At 71.4% G+C, this 25,572-nt stretch carries 24 protein-coding genes; 11 read left to right on the top strand and 13 right to left on the bottom strand.

From position 1 onward, the window contains the following. Window positions 1–57: 57 nt before the first annotated feature. The 3 genes from J0911_RS01970 to J0911_RS20680 form a co-directional block, all read right to left on the bottom strand. Window positions 58–966, bottom strand: a complete 909-nt coding sequence (locus tag J0911_RS01970) for an asparagine synthetase B family protein (protein WP_207273722.1) — start codon at window positions 964–966, stop codon at window positions 58–60. A 5-nt stretch (window positions 967–971) separates the two neighbouring features. After that, the gene (locus tag J0911_RS01965) at window positions 972–1,568 is read right to left on the bottom strand and encodes a hypothetical protein (protein WP_207273721.1); all 597 of its coding nucleotides are present in this window, start codon (window positions 1,566–1,568) and stop codon (window positions 972–974) included. A gap of 88 nt (window positions 1,569–1,656) precedes the next feature. Further along, entirely contained in the window at window positions 1,657–1,788 is a 132-nt protein-coding gene (locus J0911_RS20680) for a hypothetical protein (RefSeq protein WP_278186731.1), read from the bottom strand. 162 nt (window positions 1,789–1,950) lie between these two features. On the opposite strand from J0911_RS20680, the gene J0911_RS01960 reads away from it, so the two are divergent. After that, window positions 1,951–2,613, top strand: coding sequence for a YdcF family protein (locus J0911_RS01960; RefSeq protein WP_207273720.1), 663 nt, complete (start codon window positions 1,951–1,953; stop codon window positions 2,611–2,613). A 6-nt stretch (window positions 2,614–2,619) separates the two neighbouring features. Here the strand turns inward: J0911_RS01960 and J0911_RS01955 are convergent, their stop codons facing one another. Further along, a complete protein-coding gene (locus tag J0911_RS01955; protein WP_207273719.1) occupies window positions 2,620–3,855 on the bottom strand; it encodes a hypothetical protein in 1,236 nt (411 codons plus the stop codon). Between the two features lie 293 nt (window positions 3,856–4,148). Here J0911_RS01955 and J0911_RS01950 point away from each other — a divergent pair, with 293 nt between their 5' ends. From J0911_RS01950 to tmk, 3 genes are read left to right on the top strand one after another with little or no spacing between them, the layout of a single operon-like run. Next, the gene (locus tag J0911_RS01950; protein WP_207273718.1) at window positions 4,149–5,300 is read left to right on the top strand and encodes a radical SAM family protein; all 1,152 of its coding nucleotides are present in this window, start codon (window positions 4,149–4,151) and stop codon (window positions 5,298–5,300) included. Then, on the top strand, window positions 5,297–5,938 hold the full coding sequence (locus J0911_RS01945) for a 3'-5' exonuclease (RefSeq protein ID WP_207273717.1): 642 nt from the start codon (window positions 5,297–5,299) through the stop codon (window positions 5,936–5,938). The genes J0911_RS01950 and J0911_RS01945 overlap by 4 nt, the downstream gene beginning before the upstream one ends. Next, window positions 5,935–7,728 (top strand): dTMP kinase, encoded by a 1,794-nt coding sequence (gene tmk, locus J0911_RS01940; protein ID WP_207273716.1) that lies wholly within the window; start codon window positions 5,935–5,937, stop codon window positions 7,726–7,728. Before J0911_RS01945 ends, tmk begins: the two co-directional genes overlap by 4 nt. Before the next feature lie 3 nt (window positions 7,729–7,731). Here tmk and J0911_RS01935 read toward each other — a convergent pair whose 3' ends face one another. The 8 genes from J0911_RS01935 to J0911_RS01900 form a co-directional block, all read right to left on the bottom strand. Continuing rightward, entirely contained in the window at window positions 7,732–8,136 is a 405-nt protein-coding gene (locus J0911_RS01935; protein ID WP_207273715.1) for a metal-sulfur cluster assembly factor, read from the bottom strand. A 10-nt stretch (window positions 8,137–8,146) separates the two neighbouring features. After that, window positions 8,147–8,638: a Fe-S cluster assembly sulfur transfer protein SufU gene (gene sufU, locus J0911_RS01930; protein WP_207273714.1), complete on the bottom strand. Its 492-nt coding sequence runs from the start codon at window positions 8,636–8,638 to the stop codon at window positions 8,147–8,149. Window positions 8,639–8,695: 57 nt separating this feature from the next. After that, a complete protein-coding gene (locus tag J0911_RS01925; RefSeq protein WP_372434804.1) occupies window positions 8,696–10,111 on the bottom strand; it encodes an aminotransferase class V-fold PLP-dependent enzyme in 1,416 nt (471 codons plus the stop codon). A gap of 170 nt (window positions 10,112–10,281) precedes the next feature. After that, window positions 10,282–11,052 (bottom strand): Fe-S cluster assembly ATPase SufC, encoded by a 771-nt coding sequence (sufC, locus tag J0911_RS01920; RefSeq protein WP_207273712.1) that lies wholly within the window; start codon window positions 11,050–11,052, stop codon window positions 10,282–10,284. Window positions 11,053–11,151: 99 nt separating this feature from the next. Continuing rightward, window positions 11,152–11,499: a non-heme iron oxygenase ferredoxin subunit gene (locus J0911_RS01915; RefSeq protein WP_207273711.1), complete on the bottom strand. Its 348-nt coding sequence runs from the start codon at window positions 11,497–11,499 to the stop codon at window positions 11,152–11,154. Window positions 11,500–11,506: 7 nt separating this feature from the next. Next, entirely contained in the window at window positions 11,507–12,778 is a 1,272-nt protein-coding gene (gene sufD, locus J0911_RS01910) for a Fe-S cluster assembly protein SufD (RefSeq protein ID WP_207273710.1), read from the bottom strand. A gap of 1 nt (window position 12,779) precedes the next feature. Continuing rightward, window positions 12,780–14,210: a Fe-S cluster assembly protein SufB gene (sufB, locus tag J0911_RS01905; protein ID WP_207273709.1), complete on the bottom strand. Its 1,431-nt coding sequence runs from the start codon at window positions 14,208–14,210 to the stop codon at window positions 12,780–12,782. Then, on the bottom strand, window positions 14,207–15,115 hold the full coding sequence (locus J0911_RS01900) for a helix-turn-helix transcriptional regulator (protein ID WP_207273708.1): 909 nt from the start codon (window positions 15,113–15,115) through the stop codon (window positions 14,207–14,209). Before J0911_RS01900 ends, sufB begins: the two co-directional genes overlap by 4 nt. 292 nt (window positions 15,116–15,407) lie before the next feature. Here J0911_RS01900 and J0911_RS01895 point away from each other — a divergent pair, with 292 nt between their 5' ends. The 6 genes from J0911_RS01895 (at window position 15,408) to J0911_RS01870 (ending at window position 21,798) form a co-directional block, all read left to right on the top strand. Continuing rightward, a complete protein-coding gene (locus tag J0911_RS01895; RefSeq protein WP_207273707.1) occupies window positions 15,408–15,785 on the top strand; it encodes a PadR family transcriptional regulator in 378 nt (125 codons plus the stop codon). After that, window positions 15,782–16,771: a permease prefix domain 1-containing protein gene (locus J0911_RS01890; RefSeq protein WP_207273706.1), complete on the top strand. Its 990-nt coding sequence runs from the start codon at window positions 15,782–15,784 to the stop codon at window positions 16,769–16,771. Before J0911_RS01895 ends, J0911_RS01890 begins: the two co-directional genes overlap by 4 nt. A 45-nt stretch (window positions 16,772–16,816) precedes the next feature. Beyond that, on the top strand, window positions 16,817–17,896 hold the full coding sequence (locus tag J0911_RS01885) for an ABC transporter ATP-binding protein (protein ID WP_207273705.1): 1,080 nt from the start codon (window positions 16,817–16,819) through the stop codon (window positions 17,894–17,896). Then, entirely contained in the window at window positions 17,893–18,747 is an 855-nt protein-coding gene (locus J0911_RS01880; protein WP_207273704.1) for an ABC transporter permease, read from the top strand. Before J0911_RS01885 ends, J0911_RS01880 begins: the two co-directional genes overlap by 4 nt. Window positions 18,748–18,970: 223 nt before the next feature. Then, on the top strand, window positions 18,971–20,605 hold the full coding sequence (locus J0911_RS01875; RefSeq protein WP_207273703.1) for a S8 family peptidase: 1,635 nt from the start codon (window positions 18,971–18,973) through the stop codon (window positions 20,603–20,605). A gap of 152 nt (window positions 20,606–20,757) precedes the next feature. After that, window positions 20,758–21,798: a COX15/CtaA family protein gene (locus J0911_RS01870; RefSeq protein WP_207273702.1), complete on the top strand. Its 1,041-nt coding sequence runs from the start codon at window positions 20,758–20,760 to the stop codon at window positions 21,796–21,798. Between the two features lie 138 nt (window positions 21,799–21,936). On the opposite strand, the gene J0911_RS01865 is transcribed toward J0911_RS01870, so the two are convergent. Further along, entirely contained in the window at window positions 21,937–24,408 is a 2,472-nt protein-coding gene (locus J0911_RS01865; RefSeq protein ID WP_207273701.1) for a glycoside hydrolase family 48 protein, read from the bottom strand. A 214-nt stretch (window positions 24,409–24,622) separates the two neighbouring features. Here J0911_RS01865 and J0911_RS01860 point away from each other — a divergent pair, with 214 nt between their 5' ends. Beyond that, on the top strand, window positions 24,623–25,561 hold the full coding sequence (locus tag J0911_RS01860) for a hypothetical protein (RefSeq protein WP_207273700.1): 939 nt from the start codon (window positions 24,623–24,625) through the stop codon (window positions 25,559–25,561). Window positions 25,562–25,572 lie beyond the last annotated feature (11 nt).

The raw sequence follows: 25,572 nt of genomic DNA, 5'->3' as shown, positions 1-25,572 counted from the left end.
GATAGGGCTTGGGCACGATGACATCCTTCCAGCCCGCCGAAGCAGGCAAGTCAGTTGTCACCTATCCGTGCAGCAGACCCACTCGAACCTCCCGGTGCGTTCCAGGTCCCCGGTCGCGACCCGCAGTATCTGACCGTCGAGGTAGCCGCCGTCGACCAGAATCGACTCCGCGAGCATGGCGCGCAGGTGCGCCACGCCGTACTCGCGCATTCCGCGGTCCATCAGGGACAGGAAGTTCTCGGGCTGAGTCGGCCGCACGACACGTTCGGGTAGCCCTGCCCGCCGCAGACGCTCGCGCAGGAGGTGTTTGCCTCGCCGGTACTCCACAGGTAGTTGTTCGGCGAACCGGACCACGAGGGGGTGGGCGAGGGGCGCGACGGGCCAGATGCCGGCGTCGAGGTAGGCGGGGTTGTGCAGGGTGAAGGCGTTCAGGGTGGGGATCGGGACCGCCGAGACGGGTGCGGCATCGGCGGCCAGGTCGCCCGCTACAGCACGGACCACCGGCCCAGCCCAGTCCGGCAACGGCACACTCCCCCGCTGGTTGTCCAGCTTGTCGGCTCGGTCGGGCGCGCGCTCGTGTGGGTGCAGTGCGCTGATCTCGTCCCCGCCCAGGCCCGTGTAGACGAGGGTGGCCGCGTGGTCGCGGGCGGCGTCGCGCAGGGCGTCGAACGCCTCCCGGTAGAACGCGGCCTCCGGATCGTGAGGCTCACACCGGCCACGGACGCCGTCCGGCGCGAACGGCGGATGCGAGGCAGCGGCGATGGCGACGTCGTGAGCACCGAGGTGGCGTACCAGGGTCTGGCGGCGTCCGGCCTGGGCGCGGCCGATGTCGCCGTCGACCACGAGCCCCACGGTGCGGATGGTGCCGTGCCGCGCAGCAGCGGTCAGGGCGACGCCCGCCGAGTCCGCGCCGCCGGACAGCTCGGCGGCGACCTGTCCCCCGGGAGCTGGCAGGCGAGCGACCACGTGGCTCAGACTTCGTCGAAGGACGCAACCAGGTCGGTGCCGCCCGGTTCCCGCGCGGCCAGGACATGCTCGGCCGGGTCCGGGTAGGTGACCTGGACCCCGCGCGTGTCAAGGTGGGCCGTGGCGCGCTCGGTCAGCCGCAGTACGCCGTCGAACAGGGTGGTGCTGGAGTACACCGGCGTACGCAGCAGAGCTCGGGTCACGGCGGTGTCGACGAGCTTCGCGGGCTCGAACCGGCCGAGCAGATCGGTGACGTTCCACGAACCCGCCGCTATCCCGTCGGCGACGGTCATGTACAGGGGCGCAGTGCCGAACTCTCCGTTGTGAACGGCGATGCCCTGCGGGGTCAGCTCCACAGTGACGTGATCGCCCGGCCATGCCAGAGCGTCGGCGAGGGTGCGGGGCGCGGGGAACAGGCGACCGCGCAGGTCGCGCTCGCGGGCAATGACCAGACACGACCGCTCCCCCGTCACGACCAGGAACGACTCCACCGACGGGTTGACCAGCGGTTCGATCCAGCCGCCGCCCGAACGCCACGCCCGGGCGTCCCAACTCCAGGCTGGGTCGGTCAGGTCGGACAGGCGGATGGTGAATTTCAGCATCGTGGGCCTCCGCGAACAACGAGTGGGAGCTCGCGGGGACCGGGCGCTCCAGGCGGCCCGGTCCCCGCGAGCGGTCAGGGGCGGCGGGTCAGCCGCACAGGTCGCCCTGCTTGTCGGAGTCGGCGGCGCCGGGCATCTTGCGGCCGGCCTGGTCCCGCAGCTCGGGCACGCCCGCCGTGATCGGGCCGGTGAAGAACTCGTCCACGTTCATCGTCTTCATGTCGGCTGCCTTCCATTCGGTGACGCCGCCGACCGTGTTCGACGGCGTCACCACCCTCGCCGGACCGGGAGCAGGAGGGCATTCTGCGACCGGCCACCCGGCAATCTGCCGCTCCCGAGGACAGCAACTCGCCCGGTTCTGCCCCGTGCCAGACTGGCGGCCATGCCTTCTGCGAGCGTGATCCGGGACGCCCAGGTTCTGTGGGAGTTCCATCAGATGCCCGACGAGCGCCGTGCCACCGATATCGCGATCGGGCTGGGTGGTCATGACATCAGCGTGGCCGAGCACGCGGCCGACCTGTATCGCCAGGGCCGGTTCCCCTTGGTCGTCTTCACCGGCGCGAACGCCCCCACGACTCTGGAGCGGTTCCCGCGGGGAGAGGCGGTGCACTTCGCCGAACGAGCCGAAACCCTCGGCGTCCCGCCCGAGGCGATCGTGCTGGAGACGAAGGCGACCAACACCAGCGAGAACTTCACGTTCACCCGCGAACTGCTGCTGGGGCGCGGGCTGGATCCGAAGTCGGCGACGATCATCAGCCGCCCCTATCAAGGCCGGCGGGCGTGGGCCACGGTCCGGAAGGTGTGGCCGGAGCTGGAGGTGGTGTGTTCTGCCCGGTGGTTGGCGCTGGAGGACTACATCGCGTCCATCGGGGATGAGCAGCGGGTGCTGAACATGCTCGTCGGAGACACACAGCGGCTGTGGGCGTACGCAGACGCCGGGTTCGCCGTGCCGGTCGAGGTGCCCGACGACGTCCACGGCGCGTACGAGCGACTCGTGGAGGCCGGGTACACCAAGCGACTGATCGCAGAAGCCGGTGAGTCCTGACCGTCCTTAGGTGGTGGGGACGCCGACCAGGCCGGCGAGGCGGGTCAGTTCCGGACCGGGTCGCCGAACAGCCTCCGTGATCAACGAGGTCACGACGTCTTTGGTGATGTGATGGTGCCGCACCTGCGAAGGCGCGGCAGCCTCGGCGCGAACGAGCGTGGCGAGGGCATCCCCATGATCCCCGGCGGCGAGGCTGGCGCGCGCGACGTCCAGGTGCAGCCGCACGCGCCGTTCTGCGGGCAGGTGTTCGACCCGGAGGGGGCCGCCGACGGCCAGGACGGTGTCCATGTCACCGGCAGCGGCCGCGACGTTGGCCCGGTGGATCGCGACGTTGGTGGGGCCGAACGCGGTCCACAGGTCGTTGCGATCGGTATCGGTGACCATGGCGGCCCGCTGTGCTTCGTCGAGGTAGGTCGCGGCAGCCTTCTGGTCGCCGGCTCCGGCCAGCAGGACCGCGCCCGTCAGCAGGATCGTGCCGTAGACGGCTGCCGACGTCATGGTCCTGGACATGCGCCCCTGGAATTCTCTGGTGGCGGTCTTGATCGTGACCAGCGCGTCGCCCCTGTGACCGGCGGCGGCCATCGAGAACGCGGCTGTACGCAGTAGTGACAGGCGCAGGCATGCGTCGTTGCTCGCCTCGGCCGCTGCGACTCCTCGGTCCGCGGCGATCCACGCGATGTCGGTCCGGCCCGCCTTCGACAGCACGATCGCGGCGACCTGGTACGCCAGCGCCCGCACCCTGGCATCGGTGGTTGCGCGGCCGTGTTCCGCCGATCGCAGAGCGGCAAGAGCCTTGGACGCCCTTAGCGCCGCCGCTTCGAAGCTGCCGGCCTGGTACGACGCGAAGGCGCCGGCGACGGCTGGCCTGGCTCGCTCCAGCCGATCGAGTCCGCCCTCGGCAGGAGGGTAGGACAACACGGCGCGGCACAAGAGATCGATCGCCGTGGCCGGGATCTCGGAGTCGGCGCTGGCCACTGCATCCTTGTGGGCCCAGGTGGCGATCCACGCTCCCACATCGTGCGTCGGTGCCGCGGTCCGACCGCGCCGGGTCGGGTGGAACCCGAGGTCGGCGTCGGATCCCACGCCGAGCACCGCGCGTAGCCCGTCCCGGTAGTCCGCCCCTGGCCAGCGGGGCTGTCCGTTCTCGTAGCGGCGGAGGGTGTCGACATCGAGGTGGACCTCCTTGCCTGTGGTGCGCCAGAGGTACTGGTTGACCGCCTCGGCCAGCTCTCTGCGCGACATCGGCAGACCGCTGCCCGAAGGCGAGGGCGTGGATTCGCGTCGCTGTCGCAAGTGGTCGTTGGCCATGACGTCCTCCGCCGACGTTCGTGGTCCCTCTGGAGTGCCGCCCGTTCAGGGTAGTGAGCCGTGCCTCGGTGTGTGCGAGGTCACTCCAGATTGCCGGACTCTGCCGCCCAGAATGCCCTCCAGCACAAGGCGGTGGGTGACAGACAGTGGGGGTGCGCCGCCGGCCTGGTCGGCGCGGTGGAATCCACGTCCTTGGGGAGGCGCCCGTGCCCGTCACTGTTCCGCTCTTGTCTCGTGAACAGATCGCCCGGCTGCCCGAACGTGCTCGTGAGGTGGTCGAGTACCGCAAGTCCGGCCTGTCGCTGAACCACATCCAGGGCTGCCCGCTGGACTGCGCGTACTGCATCCGGCACACCTACGGCGTGTGGGACATGACCCAGCCGCGTGCCCTGATGTCCGACGACGACGCCGTCCGGGAACTTATCTCCCACCCCTACTTCCAGCCGCACAAGACCCCGATCCAGATCTTCAACCGCGCCACCGACCCGTTCCTGCCCCGGGTCAAGGAGCACCTGTTCACGGTGCTGGAAGCACTGGACACACTCGGGCTGACCAACCACGTCCTGGTCATCACCCGCTACCGGATCGACGCTGAGGACTGCGCCCGGCTCAACCGGCTACGGCACATCCGGCTGACGCTCCTGATCACCTACTCGGGGATCGCCGACGAGCGGATCGAGCCGGTCAAGTCCTCGATCGCCGAGGCGTCCTTGAAGACGGCGTTCGAGCATGCCGACCGGTACCGAGTCATCCTGTACTGGCGCCCGCTCGTACCCGGCGTGAACGACACCCCCGAACACCTGGGCAAGGCAGTCGAGCTGTCCCGGCACGCGCACGCGACGGTGTTCACCGGGCTGTTCTACCGGGGCGAAATCGCCGACTACTACAAGGCCAACGATCTGCCCGAGCCCTACAGCGACACGGCCCGGCGCAAGATCGTGCCCGAGACCCTCGAGCGGCGCATCCTGGATGCGTTCGCCGACGGCGCGGGCGGACCGTTGTTCCGCAAGACGTCCTGCTCGGTGTCCTTCGCCCACCAGGAGGCCGACTACAACGGGCACTACGGTATCCGGGAACTGTGCGACATCTGCCCGGCCAAGCAACTCAAGATCTGTGCCGACGCTCACCACGTCCCGGCCTCTGACGACATTCACGACCTCGCGCAACGGCTCCCGGGCAGGGAGGATGTCGAGATCGTGGAGATCACCGAACGTGCCGCCGTCGTGGCCGGCCTGGACGAGCAGCCCCGCTACTTCCTCCAGCACGGCCTCGGCTTCCAAATCCACGACCAGCGCCACCCGCACAAGCACCGCTTGCACGGCCGCGCCGACCTCGGTTGGGACTCGACCACGCCGTCGGACCAGGAGGACCCGTCATGACCACCGGCCGCTGGGATGAGCTCAACTATGTCGTCGTCGACGTCGAAGGCAACGGCTACCGGCCACCCGACCTCGTCGAACTCGCCGCCGTTCCGATCCGGCACGGCCGGATCGGCCAGCCGCGCTCCTGGCTCGTACGCCCGCCTCACCCGATCCAGTGGCAGGCTCGCAACATCCACGGCATCAGCAACGATGACGTCGCCGGCTCCCCGACCATCGCCGAGGTGGCCGACGACGTTCTTGCGGCTCTCGGCGACGCGGTCCCGGTCGGGCACAACGTCCACGTCGACCTCGACGTCCTGACCCGCTCCCTGCCCGGCTGGAAGCCGGTCGAAGCGTTCGACACGCTCAAGCTCGCGCGCCGCGCCTGGAGTCTGCCCAGCTACCGGCTCGGCGCCCTGGTGCGGCACCGGCGTCTCGACACCGACCTTCCTGGCGGCCTGCGACCCCACCGCGCAGGCTACGACGCACTGGTGACGGCCCGGCTGTTCGTGGACCTCGTCGCAGGCAGCGACGTGGGTGAAGGCGCGATGCTCCAGGAGCTGCGCCAGTTCGGCCTTGCCGCTGGGCTGGGTGCAGCTTCTGCGGCCGCCGTCAGACCTGCGGCGTCCGACCCAACCCTGTTCGACCTGCCATGACCACCACACCGCCCGCGAGCGGTGGGATGTTCATCGCGGTCGATGGGCCCTCCGGCGTCGGGAAGTCGACCCTGACTCGCGCGCTGACGATCCAGCTGGGCCAGGACGGGCACGCTGTCCACCGCACCGCGGAGCCCTCGGACGGGCCGATCGGGACGCTGGCGCGCGGGATGACGAACGCCGCTGACGGCCTGACGCTCGCGTGCCTGTACGCCGCCGACCGGTACCACCACCTGGCGCACGAGATCGAACCACGCCTCGCCGCAGGTGCCATCGTGATCACGGACCGGTATGTCGCCTCCGGCCTGGTCATGCAGCGTCTCGACGGCGTCGACCCCGACCTGTTGTGGGCGCTGAACGAGCAGGCCCGCACGCCTGACCTGCTCCTGAGCCTCACCGCGGACGACGACGTCATCCGCCGCCGCCTGACCCGGCGCGGGACGCACAACCGCTACCAGGATCAGCACACCTCCAGCCGCGACGAAGCCACCTGGCACAAGGAAGCCGCCGAACACCTCGCGGCCACCGGCGCCGTCGTCCACGCCATCGACACCACTCACCTCAGCGCCAACGCGGTCACCGCCCTGGCCCACCGGCACGTCCATGACGCCCTGGCCGCCCCACGAAGAAGACACAGCGGCATGACCGCTACCACGCTCGATGCTGCCAGCCCCGCGGCAGCCTCCGGAACGTTCCTCCTCGGCGGGGACCTGCCCGTGCATCGGATCGGGTACGGCACCATGCAACTCACCGGCCCCGGGCATTGGTACCACCCCGCCGACATCAACGCGGCGAAGCAGGTGCTGCGCCGCGCCGTCGACCTGGGCGTCAACCATCTCGACACCGCCGACGCCTACGGTCCCGAGACCGTCGAACACCTCATCCGCAAGGCACTGCACCCCTACCCCGACCACCTGGTCATCGCCACCAAGGGCGGCATGACACGACAAGGACCCAACAGGTGGGCACCCGTGGGACGGCCGGAGTACCTGCGGCAGTGCGTGGAGATGAGCCTGCGACGCCTCGCGGTGGACCGGATCGACCTGTACTACCTCCATCGCGTTGATTCCAAGGTGCCGCTCGAGGACCAGGTCGGCGAACTCGCCGCGCTCCGCGACGAGGGCAAACTCCGGCACATCGGCCTGTCCAAGGTCACCACCATCCAGCTCGAGGCAGCACGACGGATCGCGCCGATCACAGCCGTCCAGAACAAGTTCAACCGCCACGAGCCAGACTGGGCGATGTTCGACCACTGCACCAGAACGGGGACCGCGTTCGTCCCGTACGCGCCGCTGGCCGCCGGAGCCCTGGCCGGCAGACCGGGAGCGGCCCGCCGGGAACTCTCCTGGCTTCTCGGACTGTCCCCAGTGGTCTTACCGATACCCGGCTCAACGTCGATCCAGCACCTCCAACAGAACGTCCACGTCTGGTGGTGTCGCTCCGTGTCCGGCCCGACATACCGGGCCCTCCAGCCCGTGACCTGGCCGGTCTTGGCGTTCTTGCGCTTCTCCACCTCACCGAAGACGCGCTTGCCCGGTTTGCCTGCCATGGGTGGTCCTCTCCACCCGACAGGTGTCCCACCGGCTCCCTGTGGGGGAACGACGCACCGCACACTTCCGCGAACTGAGCCTCCACCTGCGAGAACGCCTCGGATCCCGTGGGGGAACTGTGGGGCAACGGATGGCCTCAGAAGGTCATCCCTGTCCACCACCGTCCCGCACGCCCGAAAGCGTTGTCGCAGGTCATCCCGCATCCGGCCTGGTCAGCCGACCAGCCCGAAACCCGGGTGAAGCTCAGACGTTGAACCCCAGCATCCGCAGCTGCTCCTTGCCCTCGTCCGTGATCTTCTCCGGGCCCCACGGCGGCATCCACACCCAGTTGATGCGGTGGCCGGTCACGATGCCCTCCAGGGCCTGGGCGGACTGGTCCTCGATCACGTCGGTGAGCGGGCAGGCCGCGGACGTGAGCGTCATGTCGATCGTGGCGAAGCTGTTCTGGTCGATCTGCACGCCGTAGATGAGGCCCAGGTCGACGACGTTGATGCCCAGTTCCGGGTCGATCACGTCGCGCAGCGCCTCCTCGACGTCGGCGACGTTCGCGGGCGTGCCGGCTGCGGCCGCCGCCTCGGTGGTGGGAGCCTCCGTCGTGGGCGCCTCGGGCGCTTCCTGGCCGACGTCGGTCGTGGTTCCCTCGGTCATGTCTGTCACCTCAGTCGTTGGTGGCCGACGCGCCGCTGCGCACCAGCGAGTCCTTGAGCGCGGCCCAGCCGAGCAGCGCGCACTTGATCCGGGCGGGGTACTTGGAGACCCCGGTGAAGGCGGTGGCGTCGCCGAGGTCGTCCTCGACGCCCTCGTCGTCGAGCCCCTTGCCGCGCGAGCCCATCAGGTCGTGGAACAGCGCGTCGAGGCGCGCCACCTCGTCCAGCGGCTGGTCGCTGACCAGCTCCGTCATCACGGAGACGGACGCCTGCGAGATGGAGCAGCCCTGTCCTTCCCAGGACACGCCGGCCACCCGGGCGGGCCCGCCGTCGACGCCGGGCAGGACGTCGACCCGCAGTGTCACCTCGTCGCCGCAGGTGGGGTTCACCTGGTGCGACTCCCCGTGCAGGTGGTCGGCGTCCACCGCGACCAGGCCCCGGCCCACGGGATGCTTCGCGTGATCCAGGATCACCTGCTGGTACATCTGCTCGAGCGAGCTCACGCCTGTTCCTTCCGAAGTTCTCTGGTCCAGCCTAGGCGCGACCGCGCCGCGCCGTCGTCATTCCGCTCCGAAGAACGCCCGGACCCCCGCCAGAGCTTCCCGGAACGCCGTGACCTCGTCGACCGTCGTGTACACCGACGCCGACGCGCGCGCCGTGGCGGCGATCCCGAACCGGCGGTGCAGCGGTTGCGCGCAGTGGTGCCCGACCCGCACGGCGATGCCGGCGTCGTCCAGCACCTGCCCGACGTCGTGCGCGTGCACGCCGTCCACCACGAACGACACGGCCGCGACGCGGTCGGGCAGCCCGGCCTCCGGGCCGGCGTCCTGCCCGAGCGTCCCGACCGTCGCGGGACCGATCACCCGGACGCCGGGGATCTCCGCGATCCTCAGGAGCTCCGTGGCCAGCTCCGCCTCGTGGGCGCAGACCGCGTCCATGCCGAGCTCCCGCAGGTAGTCCGCCGCGGCGCCGAACCCGACGGCCTGCGCGACCATCTGCGTGCCCGCCTCGAACTTCAGCGGCGGTGGGGCGAACGTCGTGCCCTCCATGGTCACGACCTCCACCATGGACCCGCCCGTGGTCACCGGGGGCAGCGCCTCCAGCAGCTCGCGTCGCCCGTACAGGGCACCCACGCCCGTAGGCCCGAGCGTCTTGTGCGCGGAGAACACCGCGAAGTCGACTCCCAGCGCGTGCAGGTCGACCGGCCGGTGCGGCACGGACTGGCAGGCGTCCAGCACGGTCAGTGCGCCCACCCGGCGCGCGGCGGCCACGATCCGGGACACCGGGGCCACGGCACCGGTCACGTTCGAGACGTGCGCGAACGCGACCACCCGGGTGCGTTCGTTGATCAGTCCGGCCCCGCCACGGCCGTCGTCGTCGGCCCGCCCGGCACCGGATCCCGTCGTCCCGCCGGCCGCCTCCAGCCCGGACAGGTCCAGCCGCCCGTCGTCCCCCACCGGGATCCAGCGCAGCGTGGCGCCCGTCCGGGCCGCGAGCTCCTGCCACGGCACCAGGTTGGAGTGGTGCTCCGCCTCGGTCACGAGGATCTCGTCACCCGGCCCGACGCGGAACCGCTCGGCCGCCTCTCCCCCGCGTCCGAGCGTCGCGTGCTGGATGCCGGTGGCCACGAGGTTGATCCCCGTCGTGGCGCCCGGCGTCCACACGATCTCGCCGACGTCGGTTCCCACCAGCGCCGCGACCTGCTGCCGCGCGTGCTCGAACGCCTCGGTGGCCTCCTCGGCGAGCGCGTGCGCCCCGCGGTGCACGGCGGCGTTGCGCTGCTCGTAGAAGTCGACCTCGGTGTCCAGCACCACCTGCGGTTTCTGCGACGTCGCGGCCGAGTCGAGGTAGACGAGACGTTTCCCGTCGCGCACCGTACGCCCGAGCAACGGGAAGTCCGCCCGCACGGCGACGAGCTCGGCGGGCGTGAAGGTCCGGCCGCTGGGCCCGGTCCCTACCTCAGTGGTGGTCATCATCTCTCCTCGGCACCGATGTTCTCCGGCGGCGCGAACCGCCCGTGCGGCCGGCCGATGCGCGACCGGCCGGGTGTGCGATCGGCCCTCCACGACGGGCCGGCAGGTCGAGCGACCCGCCGGCCGGCGGACGACCGACCGCGCGGCCCGGCCACCGGGCCGCCGGTCCTGCGTCAGACGGCGGCCGGCGCCGACGTGCCGACGTACTTGTCGTAGCCCTCTTCCTCCAGGCGGTCGGCCAGCTCCGGGCCGCCCTCCTCGGCGATGCGGCCGTCGACGAAGACGTGGACGAAGTCCGGCTTGATGTAGCGCAGGATGCGCGTGTAGTGCGTGATGAGCAGGACGCCGACGTCGGTGTTCTCCTTGGCGCGGTTCACGCCCTCGGACACGACGCGCAGCGCGTCGACGTCGAGCCCGGAGTCGGTCTCGTCGAGGATCGCGATCTGCGGCTTGAAGAGCTCCATCTGCAGGATCTCGTGGCGCTTCTTCTCACCGCCGGAGAAGCCCTCGTTCACGGAACGCTCGGAGAACGCGGAGTCGATGCGCAGGTTGCCCATCGCCTCCTTGACCTCCCGGCCCCAGGTGCGCAGCTTGGGGGCCTCGCCGTCGATGGCGGTCTTGGCGGTGCGCAGGAAGTTCGCCACGGACACGCCGGGGACCTCGACCGGGTACTGCATGGCGAGGAACAGGCCGGCACGGGCGCGCTCGTCGACGCTCATCTCCAGGACGTCCTCGCCGTCCAGCGTGACGGTACCGGAGGTCACCTGGTACTTCGGGTGGCCCGCGAGCGCCGAGGCGAGCGTGGACTTGCCGGAGCCGTTGGGGCCCATGATGGCGTGGGTCTGGCCGGACTCGATGGTCAGGTCGACGCCGCGCAGGATCGGCTTGGGGCCTTCCTTGGTCTCGACGCTGACGTGCAGGTCGCGGATCTCGAGGGTGGACATACGTTCTCTCCAGGTTCTGACGGAAGCTTCGTGTGGTGGACGACGGCGGTCGTGGTGGCGCTGGGTGCCGGGTGTGCGGTTCCCGGCGCCGCCGGGCGGTCAGGTGCCGCCGGTGGGTTGCTCGTCGATGTCGATGAGCACCTTGCCTTCGTCCACCTTCACGGGGTAGACGGGGACGGGCCGGATGGCGGGGAGCTGGACGGGCTGACCGGTGCGCACGTCGAACTGCGAGCCGTGCAGCCAGCACTCGACGAGGCAGCCCTCGACCTCGCCGTCGGACAGGGACACCTGCCCGTGGGAGCAGATGTCGCTGATGGCGTGGTAATCGCCGTCGGCGTCGCGGACGACGGCGACGGGGACGGGTGCCCCGTCGACACCGTCCAGTTCGACGAGCATGGCCTCCTCGGGGGCCAGGTCGTCGGTGAGGCAGGCGGTTTGGAAGGTCACCGGCCGGTCACTCCGCTTCTTCGGCGCCGTCGGCCGGCGCGGCCGCGCCGGTGATGACGCTCATCGACTTCTCCAGCTCGGCCTCGATGGACGCGATGAGGCGCTCCTCGACGGACTCGACGCCGATCTCCTGGATGAGCTCGGCGAAGAAGCCGCGCACCACGAGGCGGCGGGCGTCGGTCTCGGGGATGCCGCGGGCCATGAGGTAGAAGAGCTGCTCGTCGTCGAACCGGCCGGTCGCGGACGCGTGGCCGGCGCCGTCGATCTCGCCGGTCTCGATCTCGAGGTTGGGCACGGAGTCGGCGCGCGCGCCGTCGGTGAGGACGAGGTTGCGGTTGAGCTCGTAGGTGTCGGTGCCCTCGGCGTCGGCCTGGATGAGCACGTCGCCCACCCAGACGGTGTGCGCGCCGGAGCCCTGCAGGGCGCCCTTGTAGGTGACGCGGGACTTGCAGCGCGGGACCGCGTGGTCCACGAAGAGGCGGTGCTCCTGGTGCTGGTCGGAGTCGGCGAAGTACAGGCCGACCATCTCGACCTCGCCGCCCTCGGCCGTGAACTCGGCGTCGGGCGTGATGCGCACGACGTCGCCGCCGAACGTGACCACGACGTGCTTGAGCTTGGCGTCGCGGCCGATGCGGGCGCGGTGGCTGGAGGCGTGGACGGCGCCGTCGGCCCAGTCCTGGACGGAGACGACGGTGAGCTGGGCGCCGTCGGCGACGTCGATCTCGACCGTCTGGTTGAGCGTGGCGAGACCGGCGTGGTCGATGACGACGACGGCCTCGGCGTGGTGCTCGGCCTTGACGAGCACGTGGGCGGCGGACGGCGTGGCGCCGGCCTGCTCGCCGTCGAACCGCACGGAGGTGACGTCGGACGCGACGGCCTCGGCGGGCACGGTCACGATCGTGGCCTGCTCGAAGGAGTTCCAGGCCGCGACGCCGGTGCGGTCGCCGGGCTTGCCGGCCTTGCCGAGGCGGGCGTCGTCGCGCCCGACGGTCTCGACCTTCACCTCGGGGGCGGCGTCCACGCTCACCCGGACGCCGGAGCCGTCGGCGCCCGCGGTCGTCAGGCCGCCGTCGAACAGCGGCTGGATGCGGGCGACCGGGGAGAAGCGCCACTCCTCCTCGCGTCCGGTGGGTACGGGGATGTCGTCCAGCGAGAACGAGGTGAGGCGTTCGGCGCGCGAGCCCTGCGGGGCCGCCGACGCCGCGCCCGGTGAATGGGTGTGGGAGCCGTCGGCCACGGCGCGCGAGTGGTCCGTGGTCAGATCAGTGGTAGTGGTCATGTCAGCCGACGGAACCTTCCATCTGGAGCTCGATGAGGCGGTTGAGCTCGAGCGCGTACTCCATGGGCAGCTCGCGCGCGATGGGCTCCACGAACCCGCGCACGATCATCGCCATGGCCTCGGTCTCGTCCAGGCCTCGGGACATCAGGTAGAACAGCTGGTCCTCGCTCACGCGGGACACGGTGGCCTCGTGGCCCATGGACACGTCGTCCTCGCGCACGTCCACGTACGGGTACGTGTCGCTGCGGGAGATCTGGTCCACGAGCAGGGCGTCGCACAGCACGTTGGACGCGCTGGCGCTGGCGCCCTCCAGCACCTGCACGAGGCCTCGGTAGGACGTGCGGCCGCCGCCGCGCGCCACCGACTTGGACACGATGGAGCTCGACGTGTGCGGTGCGGCGTGCACCATCTTCGCGCCGGCGTCCTGGTGCTGGCCCTCGCCCGCGAAGGCGATGGACAGCGTCTCGCCGCGGGCGTGCTCGCCCAGCAGGTAGATCGCCGGGTACTTCATGGTGACCTTGGAGCCGATGTTGCCGTCGACCCACTCCATGGTGGCGCCCTCGGCGGCCGTGGCGCGCTTGGTGACCAGGTTGTACACGTTGTTCGACCAGTTCTGGATCGTCGTGTAGCGCACGCGGGCGTTCTTCTTCACGACGATCTCGACGACGGCCGAGTGCAGCGAGTCGGACTGGTAGATCGGCGCGGTGCAGCCCTCGACGTAGTGCACGTAGGAGCCCTCGTCCGCGATGATCAGCGTCCGCTCGAACTGGCCCATGTTCTCCGTGTTGATGCGGAAGTAGGCCTGCAGCGGGATCTCGACGTGCACGCCCGGCGGCACGTAGACGAACGAGCCGCCCGACCACACGGCCGAGTTCAGCGCGGAGAACTTGTTGTCACCGGCGGGGATGACGGTGCCGAAGTACTCCTGGAAGAGCTCCGGGTAGTCGCGCAGGCCCGTGTCGGTGTCGACGAAGATGACACCCTGCTTCTCCAGGTCCTCGCGGATCTGGTGGTACACGACCTCGGACTCGTACTGCGCGGCGACGCCGGCGACGAGACGCTGCTTCTCCGCCTCCGGGATGCCGAGCTTGTCGTACGTCTGCTTGATGTCGTCGGGCAGGTCCTCCCAGGAGGTGGCCTGCTTCTCCGTGGAGCGGACGAAGTACTTGATCGCGTCGAAGTCGATGCCCGACAGGTCCGAGCCCCACGACGGCATCGGCTTCTTGTCGAACAGGCGCAGCGCCTTCAGGCGCTGCTTCAGCATCCACTCCGGCTCCTTCTTCAACTCCGAGATGTTGCGGACGACATCCTCGTTCAGGCCGCGCTGAGCGGCCTGACCGGCTTCGTCGCTGTCGCGCCAGCCGTACTCGTAGCCGCCGATCGAGGCAATGATCTCCTCGTCGGTGCGCTGCTCCTGCGTCGGTGCACTCATCGTGTTCCTTCGGTGGTGGGGGTCGTTCCCAGGGGGATGTTCGTGGTGCAGGCGTGCGCTCCGCCCGCGATGGTCGCCAGGCGCTGCACGTGCGTCCCGAGCAGCTCGGTGAACGCCCGCGCCTCGGCCTCGCACAGCTCGTTGTGTTCCTCGGCCAGGTGCTGCACCGGGCAGTGTCCCTGGCAGAGCTGGACGGCGGGGACGACGCCGCCGACCGCGACCGCGCCGCTGGGTGCGGACGCGGGGGCGGCTGCGTCGGTGGTGTCCCCGGACAGTGTCGCCGCCGCGGGCACGGGTCGCACGGAGGCGGCGTAGCCGTCCTCGCTCAGGAGTGCGGCGAGCCGGGCGGCGCGGGCGGCGACGTCGGGCGCCGCCGTGGCTGTCTCGGGCGCCGCCGTGGCGGTGCGGGACGCGCCGGCCGCCGAGGCGTCCGGGCGGGACGAGGCGTCGTCGGACCCCACGGACCCGGCACGGGCGGCGGGCGCGTCGAGCCGCGCGGCGTAGCGCCGCACGAAGGCGTCGTACCGCTCGCGGGCGAACGCCGCCACGGCCTCGTCGCCACCCTGGCGGCGCAGGTGGCGCAGCAGGTCGGCGGCGATCTCCTGATAGCCGCCGGCCAGTTCGGACTGCCCGCCGTGGGTGACGACGTAGTGCCTCGCCGGACGGCCGCGGCGGGCCGGGCCCGGCTGGCCCTCGTGGACCTCGATCCGGCCCTCGTCCTCCAGGAGGGTGAGGTGGCGGCGGACCGCCGGTGCGGTGAGGCCGAGCGTGGAGGCCAGGTGCGTGGCCGTGACGGGGCCGTCGGAGGCGACGAGCTGCAGCACGCGGCGGCGGGTGGTCCCGTCCGTCTCGTGCGGATGCGCGGGCTGCGACGCGGTGGCGGCCGCGGAGACCTGTGTGCTCATCTCACCTCCCGGGTCGTCGTGCCTGCTGTCGCCGGGCGGCGGGCCCGGCGGGTGGTGCGGCCCCTCGGCGGGAACCGGCACGATGCGGGTGCCGTGGCGACGCCACGTTCCAGCACTCCGCAACGCTTTACGGAACATCCTTGTTCCCTAAATCGCGCTTGGCAAGGAAGGCGAACCTCAGAACTCCTCGGATCGAGGCGAAGATCACATCCGCGCCCCCGGAGACGCGCCGATGACGCGTGGTCGAGAAAAGTCTTTGTCATCAGGTAGTTAATCAGATACAGTACTCGGCGTGAACGAGACCGACTCCTCCGACGCCTTCGCGGCCGACCTGCTGCGCGGCCACACCGACACGATCGTGCTCGGCACGCTGCGCACACGAGACCGGTACGGCTTCGAGATCTACAAGGCCATCCGCGAGGCGACCGGCGGCGGCTACGAGATCAAGGAGGCCACGCTCTACGCGGCCTACCGCCGGCTCGTGAAGGACGGTCTCGTCGAGGCCTACTGGGGCGACGAGACCCAGGGCGGCCGCCGCAAGTACTACCGGATCACGGACGCCGGCCGCGCCGTGTACCGGAACAACGTCCGGGCGTGGGTGGCCACGCGCCGGATCATCGACTCGCTCCTCGGCACCGAGGGCGACCGGACGAAGGGAACCCACCGATGAGCGACAACACCTCGGTCCACCGGCTGCTCGACGAGGCGTTCGCGGGCGTCGCGATGACCCCCGAGGTCCAGGACCTCAAGGAGGAGATCCGCACCAACCTCGTCGACCGCGTCACCGAGCTGGCGGTGGGCGGCGCCTCCCCCGTCGACGCCGCCCGCCGCGCCGTCGACGAGCTCGGCGACGTCCGCGCGATCGTCCAGGGGCAGTTTCCCGGCTCGGTGCCCGACGGCGCCGCACGCACCCACGGCGACGTCGACGACGACGCCCTCCTCGCCGCGGACGGCCATGCCACCCGCGCGCGACATGAGTCGGCGGCAGCCCTGGCGGCGCGGCACCGCGTACGCCCCCGGCCCGGCTACGTCGCCGTGACGGTACTGATGTCGATCGTGCTCGCGGGCTCGCTGGTGGGCACGGTGCTCGCGGCTGCCGGCGTCGCGCGGGCGGAGACCGGCCCCTGGCTGCCGACGCTGTTCACAGCGGCCGCCGCCGCAGCGCTCGGCTGGATCGTGGGCGCGTCGCTCGCCCAGGAGACGACGAACAACTACCCGATGCCCGCCGGCCGCGCCGCGCTGTTCGCGCTCGGCTGGGCGCTCGTACTCCTCGGCGCGCTGCTCGCGGTCGCCCACCTCCTCGGCTCGGCACCCCCCGCATGGCTCGCCCTGGACGGACTCGCCCTCGTGGCCGGCGTCGTGCTCCTCGCCTACCTGGCGACCACCTCGACCAACCGCACCAAGCCCTGGGCGCTGGAGCAGAGCCGCCGCCACGCCGAAGCCGGCAGCCGCTTCGACGAGGACCCCGCCGCTGCCGCCCGGTTCGGCATCTACACCGTCGTCCTGTGGACGCTGACCGGCGCGGCGATCTTCGTCGTCGGCTCCACGGCAGGCTGGACGTGGGTCCCGGTCCCCGCACTGATCGGCTTCGCGGTCTTCATGCTCCTGCTCGCCAGGATGAACTTCGGGCCCGCCTCCACCAGGCCGCGCGAGTAGACCCGCCCGGCAGCGCCGCTCGGCGCGGGCCATAGGATTGCCCGGGTGACCGTCTCCCCGCCCGCACCCGGTCGCCCCGCCGTGGAGGTGCGCGGCCTCGTCAAGCGGTACGGAGGCCGAGCCGTCGTCGAACACCTCGACCTGACCGCCCGAGCGGGTGCCGTGACCGCCGTGCTCGGCCCCAACGGGGCCGGCAAGACCACCACCGTCGAATGCTGCGAAGGCCTGCGCACGCCGGACGGCGGAACCGTCCGGGTCCTCGGCCTCGACCCCGCCGCCGACGCCACCGTCCTGCGCCCGCACGTCGGCGTCATGCTGCAGGACGGCGGCCTGCCCTCCGGCGCACGTGCCGGCGAGGTACTGCGCCACGTCGCCGCCATGTACGCCACCCCGCGCGATGTCGGAGAACTGACCGAACGGCTCGGCATCGGCGGCTTCGCCCGCACCAGCGTCCGCCGGCTGTCCGGCGGGCAGCGGCAGCGGCTCGCGCTCGCGTGCGCTCTCGTCGGGCGGGGACAGGTCGTCTTCCTCGACGAGCCCAGCGCGGGCATGGACCCGCAGTCCCGGCGCGCCGTGTGGGACCTCGTCCGCGAACTGCGCGACGACGGCGTCGCCGTCGTCCTCACCACCCACCTCATGGACGAGGCCGCCGACCTCGCCGACCACGTCCACGTCGTCGACCACGGCCACGTCATCGCTGCCGGGACGGTCCCGGAACTGCTCGCGGCCGACGGCCCGCAGGCGTCCACGGCCTCCCGCGTCCGTGTCGAGGCCCGGCCCGGACTCGACACGGACGACCTGGAAAAGGCGCTGCACGACACGACGCGCCGCCCTGCCGCGGGGCCCGCCGGAGCCTCGACCGGGCACCCCGGCGCACCGGCGGCCTCCACCGGCCCACCGGCGGCACCCGTCCCCGCAACGGCCACGCGACCGGCGGGAGCACGCTGGCGCGTCGCCGAGACGGAGCCCGGCGTGTACCTCGCCGAGGGCCCCGTCGACCCGGCGGCGCTCGCCGCGGTCACCGCCTGGCTCGCCGGCGCCGGGGCGCTCGCCCGGACGATCACCACCGGCGGCCGCACCCTGGAGGACGTGTTCCTCGACCTGACAGGAAGGCAGCTGCGGTGAACGACACGACCCGCCCGGCCGGCGGCGCACGGACACCGCACGCCGAACCGCACGCCGAACCGCACGACCGCCCCGGCTCCGCCCGCCCGGCGGACGCCACCGCCCCTCCGGCCGCCGCCTCCCCCTCCCGGCGCGTCCTCACCCAGGCCGCGTTCGAGGCCCGCACCCTGCTGCGCAACGGCGAGCAGCTGCTCGTCTCGCTGATCCTGCCCGTACTCGTCCTGATCGGGATGGCCACCGCACCGTTCCTCGGCATCGCCACCGGCGGCACCAGCCGCATCGACTTCGCCGTACCCGGCGTCCTGGCCCTGGCCGTCGTCTCGAGCGCCTTCACGTCGCAGGCGATCGCGACCGCCTTCGACCGGCGCAACGGTGTGCTGCGCCTGCTCGCCACCACCCCGCTCGGGCGCGGCGGCCTGCTCGCCGGCAAGGCGCTCGCCGTGCTCGCGGTACTCGTGGTGCAGCTCGCGGTCCTGGGTGCCGTCGCCGCGGTCCTCGGCTGGAGCCCCGACCCCGCCGGCCTCGCCCCTGCCGGCGTCGCCCTGCTGCTCGGCACGGCCTGCTTCACCGCGCTGGCGATGCTGCTGGCCGGGACGATGCGCGCGGAGGGCGTCTTGGCCGTCGCGAACCTCGTGTGGATCCTGCTGGTGGTCGGCGGCGGACTCGTGGTGCCGCCGGACCGGCTGGGACCGCTGGGCCCGCTCGCGGCGGCGCTGCCGTCCGGCGCACTGGGCGAGGCGGTTCGCGCCGCCCTGCTCGACGGCGCCCTGACGGGCGGGCCGCTGCTCGTGCTGACGGCCTGGACGGTGGGTGCGGCACTCGCGGCGGCGCGCTGGTTCCGGTGGCACTGAGCCGCACACGGAACCTGCGGCTCCCGGGGCGACACGGACCCTGCGCCCCCCGGGGCGAGCGAGGTTCTCCCCATACACATCCGGTATGACTTATTTGGCATCGGACAATCTTCCCGTAAGCCTACGTTTTTTCTTGATGCAAACCTATGCTTCCCGTGACCCTTGCGATGCTTTGCCGCATCGCAGTCCGATTCCGGAGAACCCGGACACCGGGAGGTACACCATGAAGCGCGTCACCCCACACGACCCCGGCTCACACCGGAGCCCCCGCGCCAGGCGATGGGCCGCGACCGCGGCCGGACTCGCCGTCATCGCCGCACCCGCACTGGCCGCACCGGGCATCGCCCACGCCGCGGCACCCTCGGACGACAAGTCGCGGATCATCGCCGCCGACTCCCCCGACGCCGTCCCCGGCGAGTACATCGTGGTGCTCGACGACTCCGAGGTCGGCATCCAGCAGGTCAACGGCAAGGCCCACGGACTCGTCAAGAAGTACGGCGGGACGGTCAAGGACGCGTACAAGACCGCGATCCGCGGCTTCAGCGCGAAGATGACGCCCGGCCAGGCCGACAAGCTCAGCCGCGACCCGTCGGTCGCGTACGTCGAGCAGAACCAGGTGGTGCACGCCACCGCCACGCAGGCGCCCACGCCGTCGTGGGGTCTGGACCGGATCGACCAGCGTGACCTCCCGCTGGACGACTCGTACACGTACCCGAACACCGGGTCCGGGGTGACGGCGTACATCATCGACACGGGCATCCGCACCAGCCACCAGGACTTCGGTGGGCGTGCGGTGCACGGCACGGACACGGTCGACGGCGACAGCGACGCCACCGACTGCAACGGCCACGGCACCCACGTGGCCGGCACCGTCGGCGGCTCCGCCTACGGCGTGGCCAAGGGCGTCACCCTGGTCGGCGTCCGCGTCCTCGACTGCGCCGGGTCCGGCACCTACGCCGGCGTGATCGACGGCATCGACTGGGTGACGGCCGACCACGGCGCGGGCGAGCCCGCCGTGGCCAACATGTCCCTCGGCGGCGGCTTCTCCCAGGCCGTCAACGACGCCGTGGCCGACTCCATCGCCGACGGCGTGACCTACGCGCTGGCCGCCGGCAACGAGTACGCCGCGAACGCGTGCAACACGTCCCCGGCCTCGACGCCGGAGGCGATCACCGTCGGCGCCACCCAGAGCAACGACGCCCGTGCGTCCTACTCGAACATCGGGACGTGCCTGGACATCTTCGCGCCGGGCTCGTCGATCACGTCGGCGTGGCACACGTCGAACTCCGCGACGAACACCATCTCCGGCACGTCGATGGCTTCGCCGCACGTCGCCGGCGCGGCCGCCCTCGTCACGGCGGCCAACCCGGGGTACACGCCGCAGCAGGTGCGCGACCAGCTCGTCGCCGACGCCACGACCGGCGCCGTCACCAACCGCGGCTCCGGCTCGCCCGACGCCCTCCTCTACGTCGGTGACGAGGCGGACACGCCTCCGGACCCGGACCCGGAGCCCGAGCCCGGTTGCTCGGCCAGCAGCACCGCCGACGTGGACATCGACGACAACGCCACCTCCGAGTCGCCGATCACCATCTCGGGCTGCGCCGCGCCGAGCGGCACGGCCACCGTCGACGTCGACATCGTGCACACCTGGGTCGGTGACCTCACCGTCTCGCTCGTCTCGCCGGACGGCAGCGTCCACACCCTGCGGGAGCGTTCGGGCGGCAGCGCGAACGACATCACCGAGACCTACACGGTCGACGTGAGCGGCGAGTCGCCCGACGGCACCTGGGTTCTGCGGGTGCAGGACTCGGCGACCTGGGACACGGGCTACATCGACGGCTGGAGCCTCTCGCTCTGAGGTCCGGACACCGGCGAGGCCACCACGTCAGGACCCGCACGGACCCCGCGGCCCCGTGACATCCTGACATCTCGTCCGGCGTGACCAGCACCACGCACGACGGCGGTCGTCCGTAACCCGGGCGGCCGCCGTCGGGCATTACCGTTGAGGGCGTGAGCACGCCCGACACACAGGCCGCCCCGGACGCCGCCCCGGCCGGCGGCGCAGCGGCCGACGCCGCCCCCGGCCCGAACCTCCTCGCGCGCCTGCACGCGCGGTTGCGCCGATGGACGCCCGCGATCCTCGTGGCGAACCTGATCGGGCAGATGGGCATCATCGTGACCGGCGGCGCCGTGCGTCTCACCGAGTCCGGCCTGGGGTGCTCCACGTGGCCCGAGTGCGAACCCGGCCGGTTCACCCCCGCGTTCCACGAGGCCACCACCCTGCACCCGTACATCGAGTTCGGGAACCGCACCCTGACCGGTGTGCTCGGGCTCCTCGCGCTCGCCGTGTTCCTGGTCATGTTCTCGGACACCGCACGGACCCGGGGCTATCGCCTGCTCGGGCTGGTCCCCGGGATCGGCGTGATCGCGCAAGCGGTGATCGGCGGCGTCGTCGTACTGCTCGACCTGCACCCGGGCTGGGTCTCCCTGCACTTCGGCGTGTCCGGCGCACTGGTGGCCCTGTCCCTGTACCTGCTGCACCGCAGCGCCGAGGGCGACGGGCCGCCGCGGGTCGTCGTCCCGGCACCGGCTCGTGCGCTGGCGTGGGCGCTGGGTGCCCTGACCGTCGTCGTGGTCGTCCTCGGTGTGCTGACCACAGGCGCCGGGCCGCACTCCGGCGACGCCGAGGTCGGGTACCGGCTGGCGCTCGATCCCGCGGAGATGTCGAAGGCCCACGCGGCCGTCGTGTGGGCGTTCCTCGCCGCACTGGCGGCCTACCTGGTCGTGCTGCACGGGCCCGGCGCACGCACGGGACGCGAGCAGGCGCCGCCTGCCGCGGCCACCGGCCACGACGCCGCCGGACCGGACCGGCTCCGCGTCGCCCGCCGGTCGGCCTGGCTGTTGGTCGCGATCACGCTCGCACAGGGCGGGATCGGCTACGTGCAGTACTTCACCGGCCTGCCGGCCCTCCTGGTGGGGCTGCACATGCTGGGTGCGGCCCTCCTGATCGCGGGCACCACCCGCGTGTTCCTCACCACCCGGGTCCGCTGACCTCCCGCGCCGGACCCGAGCGCGGCGACGGCGTGGCCCCGGAACTCCGGAGCCACGCCGTCGTCACGCTCGGCGGGGGGTGCACCCGCCGGCCGGCCCGCCGCGGACCGCCGCCGGGTGTTCCCCGGGCCGCTCAGGTCAGTCCGCGGTGCAGCCGACCGTCGCCGACGACGGCGGGCTGCCGTTGCCGAGGAAGCCGAACTCCGTGGACCCACCCGCCGGCAGCGAGCCGTTCCAGCCGACGTCGGATGCCGTCACCTGGGAACCCGACGTGCTGAACTGCGCGTTCCAGCCCTGGGTGAAGGTGGCCGGGGAGAGGTCGAACGAGGTCGACCAGCCCGAGACCGCCTCGTTCGCCGTCACCCGGACGGCCGCCTGGAAGCCGCCGTCCCAGGAGTTGACCACGGTCAGCGTCGCCTCACAGGCCGACTCGGGGTCGTCCGTCGGCGGGTCCGTCGGGTCGTCCGTGGGCGGGTCCGTCGGGTCGTCCGTCGGGGTCGGCGTCGGACCCGGGTCGCGCGGGTCCGCGATGAGGCGGTCGTACTCGGCGAACGCCGTGGCCACGGCCGTCTGCGCCCAGAAGCGGTGGTACCGGAACTCGGGCGCGGGGCCGCCGTCCAGGTGCTCCTGAACCTCCGCGAACATCGGGTCGTCCTCGTAGAACGAGCGGATGTCCAGGAAGGACACGCCCGGCTCGATCACGTCGCCGTTCGGGTAGGTACCGCTCCAGTCGCTCGGCACGTAGATGCCGTCGCCGCTGCCGCCCTCGTAGACGTCGTCGAACCGGCTGTAGTCGCTGCGGGTCTCGAGGGTGGACACGCCCAGGTCGTCGGTGTTCTGCTCGTAGATGGCGTCGAGCAGGGCACCGGCGGTGTCGGCCGCGGCCTGGTCACCGGAGGCAGCCGCCCAGTAGGTGAGCGTCTTGGCGATCGCACCGGCCACACCGACGTCCTGGCCGTGGTCGGTCACCTCGACGTGCAGCCCGGAGTTGTCACCCGGGTTGTCCGGGTTCCAGGTGTCGGGTGCGCCCGTCCAGCTCAGCGTGGCCGGGACCGCCCAGTCGGTGTCCGTGATCGTGATCTCGGAGATGACCCACGGCACCCACTTCTCGAGGATCTCCTCGGCGCGGGAGTCACCGGTCTCGTGGTAGATCTGCGCGATGCGCTCCACCCCCCAGCCCTGCATGCCGAACCACTGGTTCGACGGCGGGTCGTGGTAGACCGGGGCCACGTCGTAGGCCATGCCGTAGAAGGTGGGCGTGCCCGCCGGGTGCGCCGAGTAGTCGCCGCCCACCGAGTTCGTCGCACCGCCGGCGATACCGCCCTCGTCCGACTGCAGCCACTGGAAGAACTCGACCTGCCGGTCGTAGCTCTCGGCCCAGTCCGACTCCGCCGACGCGGACGCCGGGATCAGGTCGGGATCGTTGGACAGTGCCCACGCCGCCATCGGGTTCTGGTAGCCGAAGTGTGCGTGGCTGGACCCGATGCGCCAGGCCCACGGGCTGCTGGTGTCCAGCGCCCCGCCCCACGCGTAGTACCAGGACAGCAGGTAGTGGGCCGAGCTCTTGCCGGAGCCCGCCGGGCACGACGGCGACTCGCAGCCCGGCTCCTTGTAGTACTTGTCGAAGAGCGAGTACCGCAGGTAGTCGCCCATCTTCGACGCCTTGTCCACGGTGCCGGAGATCTGCCCCTCGGCGCCCTGGGCCTCGGCGAACTTCTTGGCCCAGTACACCGCCTCGACGGAGCGTGCGTCCGCGTCGGGGGCGTTGGTGTACTTCCACTGCTGCGCGTACTGCGCGTCACCCGTGAACAGGTCGAGGTAGCCGTTCGGCCCGCCGTAGCTGAAGTCGTCGATGGACGGCTGCGGGATCGTCTCCCACACGGACTCCTGCTCGCCACGCTGGAAGGTGTTGATGTAGCTCGTGCCCTCGTAGTCCGGGCCGAGGAGCTCCGAGGACCCCGGTGCCGCGCCGAAGCCGTACACGTTGTCGACGTCCGCGAGCCAGTGCATGCCGTAGATCTCGTCGGTGCCGTAGGTGCTGCTCAGCTCGTCGGCGATCGGGTCGGTACCCACCGAGACCCCGCTGTCGAGCTCCGACGGGTACTCGCTCGGGTGCCCGTGCTCGGGGGCGTAGGTCGCCGGTTCGGCCGGGTTGTACGCCCCGTTCGTCGGCTGGTTCTCGGTGGTGGGGATCATGTACGCCTCGAGCGTGTCCCACGCGTCGTTGAAGGGTGCCCAGTCTCCGGTCAGCTCGCCGTACGAGGCCTCCAGCCACAGCCAGAACGAGTACGCCTCGCTCGTGGTCTCGTGACCGTAGTCGGGTGCCTCGACCATGAGCGTCTCGACCGCGTGGTACGGGATGCCCTGATCGGAGAAGTAGCCGTTGGCCGGGTCCTTGATCTTGTCGTACATCTCGAGGAAGCGGTCGCCGTAGGGGCCCGCCAGCGCACGGGCCTCCTCCACCGACGTCGGCGTCCCCTGCGTGACACCGGTCCGCGTGGTCTCCACGCCCGCCGCCGTCGCGCCCGCGGTGGCGAAGGCCACCGCGGCGAGGGTGCCGACGGCGACAGCAGAACGCCGCCATCGTCTCCGGTTCGGTTCTCGGGTCATTGCTGCCCTCCTGGGTCCTGCGCCATCGGCGCGACACCCGCGACGGTGCGGGCGCCTGGACGACGGTCCGGCACAGCACCCCGCGGCAACAACGGCGTTAACCGATTCACAACCCCGTCGCCGAACCGGGTTCACGCCCAGTTCCGTCCGGGATGTCCTGCTCCGCTGTAGAGTGGGCCAGACCTCGGTACAACAGAACCACACGCGGAGCACGATGACGGACAACGCCGGTCCCACCACATCCGAGACGCCCGGCGCGGACCGCGGCGCCGAACGCCTTGCCCGCGAGGAGGAGCTGGCGCAGCTCGGCATGGAGCCCGCACCGCAGGACACGGTCCCGGCCGATGCCGCGAGCGCCTGGCCGGCGGTCACGGTCGTGCTGCTGACGGTCGCCGCGTGGGCGCCGGTGGTTCTCACGTTCCTGCGCGTGGGCGTCGACCTGGACCCGTTCGCGTTCCGCACGGACAACGTGTTCTGGGTGCTCGCCGTCGCCGGCGCGGCCGCCACCATGACCCTTGCCGCCGGTGTCTCCGGCCTGCGGCCCCGTGCGGCCGGTGCAGGTGCCCTGCGGGTGGCCGCAGCCGCCCTTCTGGGCGCACAGCTCGTCGTGCTGGTCGTGATCGGAGTCATCCAGGTGCTCTGGGAGGCGCGCGCGGCGATCATGGCTCAGACGGCCTTCACGGTCGTGGCCCTCCTGTTCGCGGGGGCGGCCGTGGTGCTCGCCCTGGTCACCGCCCGGAGGGAGCGGAGCGGTGCCGCGCCCTCCGAAGGGGACCGGGCACCGGTGATCGGCCTGGTCTGCGTGCTCGTGGGTGAGGTGATCCTCACGGTCGGCATCACGACGCAGTTCCCGGGAGAGTTCGCGATCTACGTCGTCTCGTTGCTGATCAGCACGCTGACCGCGGTGGGCACGCTGACCGGGCTGTGGCTCGTGGGCCGGGGCCGCCGGGCCGCCGGGTGGGTCGGTGCGGCGCTCCTGTGCGTGCTGACCGTGCTGTCGATCGGATCGATGATCAACCTGTTCACGCTCGTGGACCTGCCCGCGGCGCATCGCACCGTCGAGATCGTGCAGTACCTGGTGTACGCGGCCGGTGCGGTCACGGCCGTGCTCGCGGCACGTGCGACCGCGCGGCCGGCACGCGCGGGTCGCTGACGGGACGGCGG

This window comes from Myceligenerans salitolerans (genome assembly GCF_017349295.1).
GTDB lineage: Bacteria > Actinomycetota > Actinomycetes > Actinomycetales > Cellulomonadaceae > Myceligenerans > Myceligenerans salitolerans.
This window is presented reverse-complemented; position numbering and strand designations above follow the sequence as displayed.

What these genes read in the sequence shown, in the direction of transcription:
- J0911_RS01865 (WP_207273701.1), bottom strand. Translation starts at nt 24,408, where the DNA reads ATGACCCGAGAACCGAACCGGAGACGATGGCGGCGTTCTGCTGTCGCC.
- J0911_RS01860 (WP_207273700.1), top strand. Translation starts at nt 24,623, where the DNA reads ATGACGGACAACGCCGGTCCCACCACATCCGAGACGCCCGGCGCGGAC.
- sufB (WP_207273709.1), bottom strand. Translation starts at nt 14,210, where the DNA reads ATGAGTGCACCGACGCAGGAGCAGCGCACCGACGAGGAGATCATTGCC.
- sufD (WP_207273710.1), bottom strand. Translation starts at nt 12,778, where the DNA reads ATGACCACTACCACTGATCTGACCACGGACCACTCGCGCGCCGTGGCC.
- J0911_RS01875 (WP_207273703.1), top strand. Translation starts at nt 18,971, where the DNA reads ATGAAGCGCGTCACCCCACACGACCCCGGCTCACACCGGAGCCCCCGC.
- J0911_RS01945 (WP_207273717.1), top strand. Translation starts at nt 5,297, where the DNA reads ATGACCACCGGCCGCTGGGATGAGCTCAACTATGTCGTCGTCGACGTC.
- J0911_RS01955 (WP_207273719.1), bottom strand. Translation starts at nt 3,855, where the DNA reads ATGTCGCGCAGAGAGCTGGCCGAGGCGGTCAACCAGTACCTCTGGCGC.
- J0911_RS01935 (WP_207273715.1), bottom strand. Translation starts at nt 8,136, where the DNA reads ATGACCGAGGGAACCACGACCGACGTCGGCCAGGAAGCGCCCGAGGCG.
- J0911_RS01960 (WP_207273720.1), top strand. Translation starts at nt 1,951, where the DNA reads ATGCCTTCTGCGAGCGTGATCCGGGACGCCCAGGTTCTGTGGGAGTTC.
- J0911_RS01925 (WP_372434804.1), bottom strand. Translation starts at nt 10,111, where the DNA reads ATGATGACCACCACTGAGGTAGGGACCGGGCCCAGCGGCCGGACCTTC.
- J0911_RS01900 (WP_207273708.1), bottom strand. Translation starts at nt 15,115, where the DNA reads ATGAGCACACAGGTCTCCGCGGCCGCCACCGCGTCGCAGCCCGCGCAT.
- J0911_RS01965 (WP_207273721.1), bottom strand. Translation starts at nt 1,568, where the DNA reads ATGCTGAAATTCACCATCCGCCTGTCCGACCTGACCGACCCAGCCTGG.
- tmk (WP_207273716.1), top strand. Translation starts at nt 5,935, where the DNA reads ATGACCACCACACCGCCCGCGAGCGGTGGGATGTTCATCGCGGTCGAT.
- sufC (WP_207273712.1), bottom strand. Translation starts at nt 11,052, where the DNA reads ATGTCCACCCTCGAGATCCGCGACCTGCACGTCAGCGTCGAGACCAAG.
- J0911_RS01890 (WP_207273706.1), top strand. Translation starts at nt 15,782, where the DNA reads ATGAGCGACAACACCTCGGTCCACCGGCTGCTCGACGAGGCGTTCGCG.
- J0911_RS20680 (WP_278186731.1), bottom strand. Translation starts at nt 1,788, where the DNA reads ATGAAGACGATGAACGTGGACGAGTTCTTCACCGGCCCGATCACGGCG.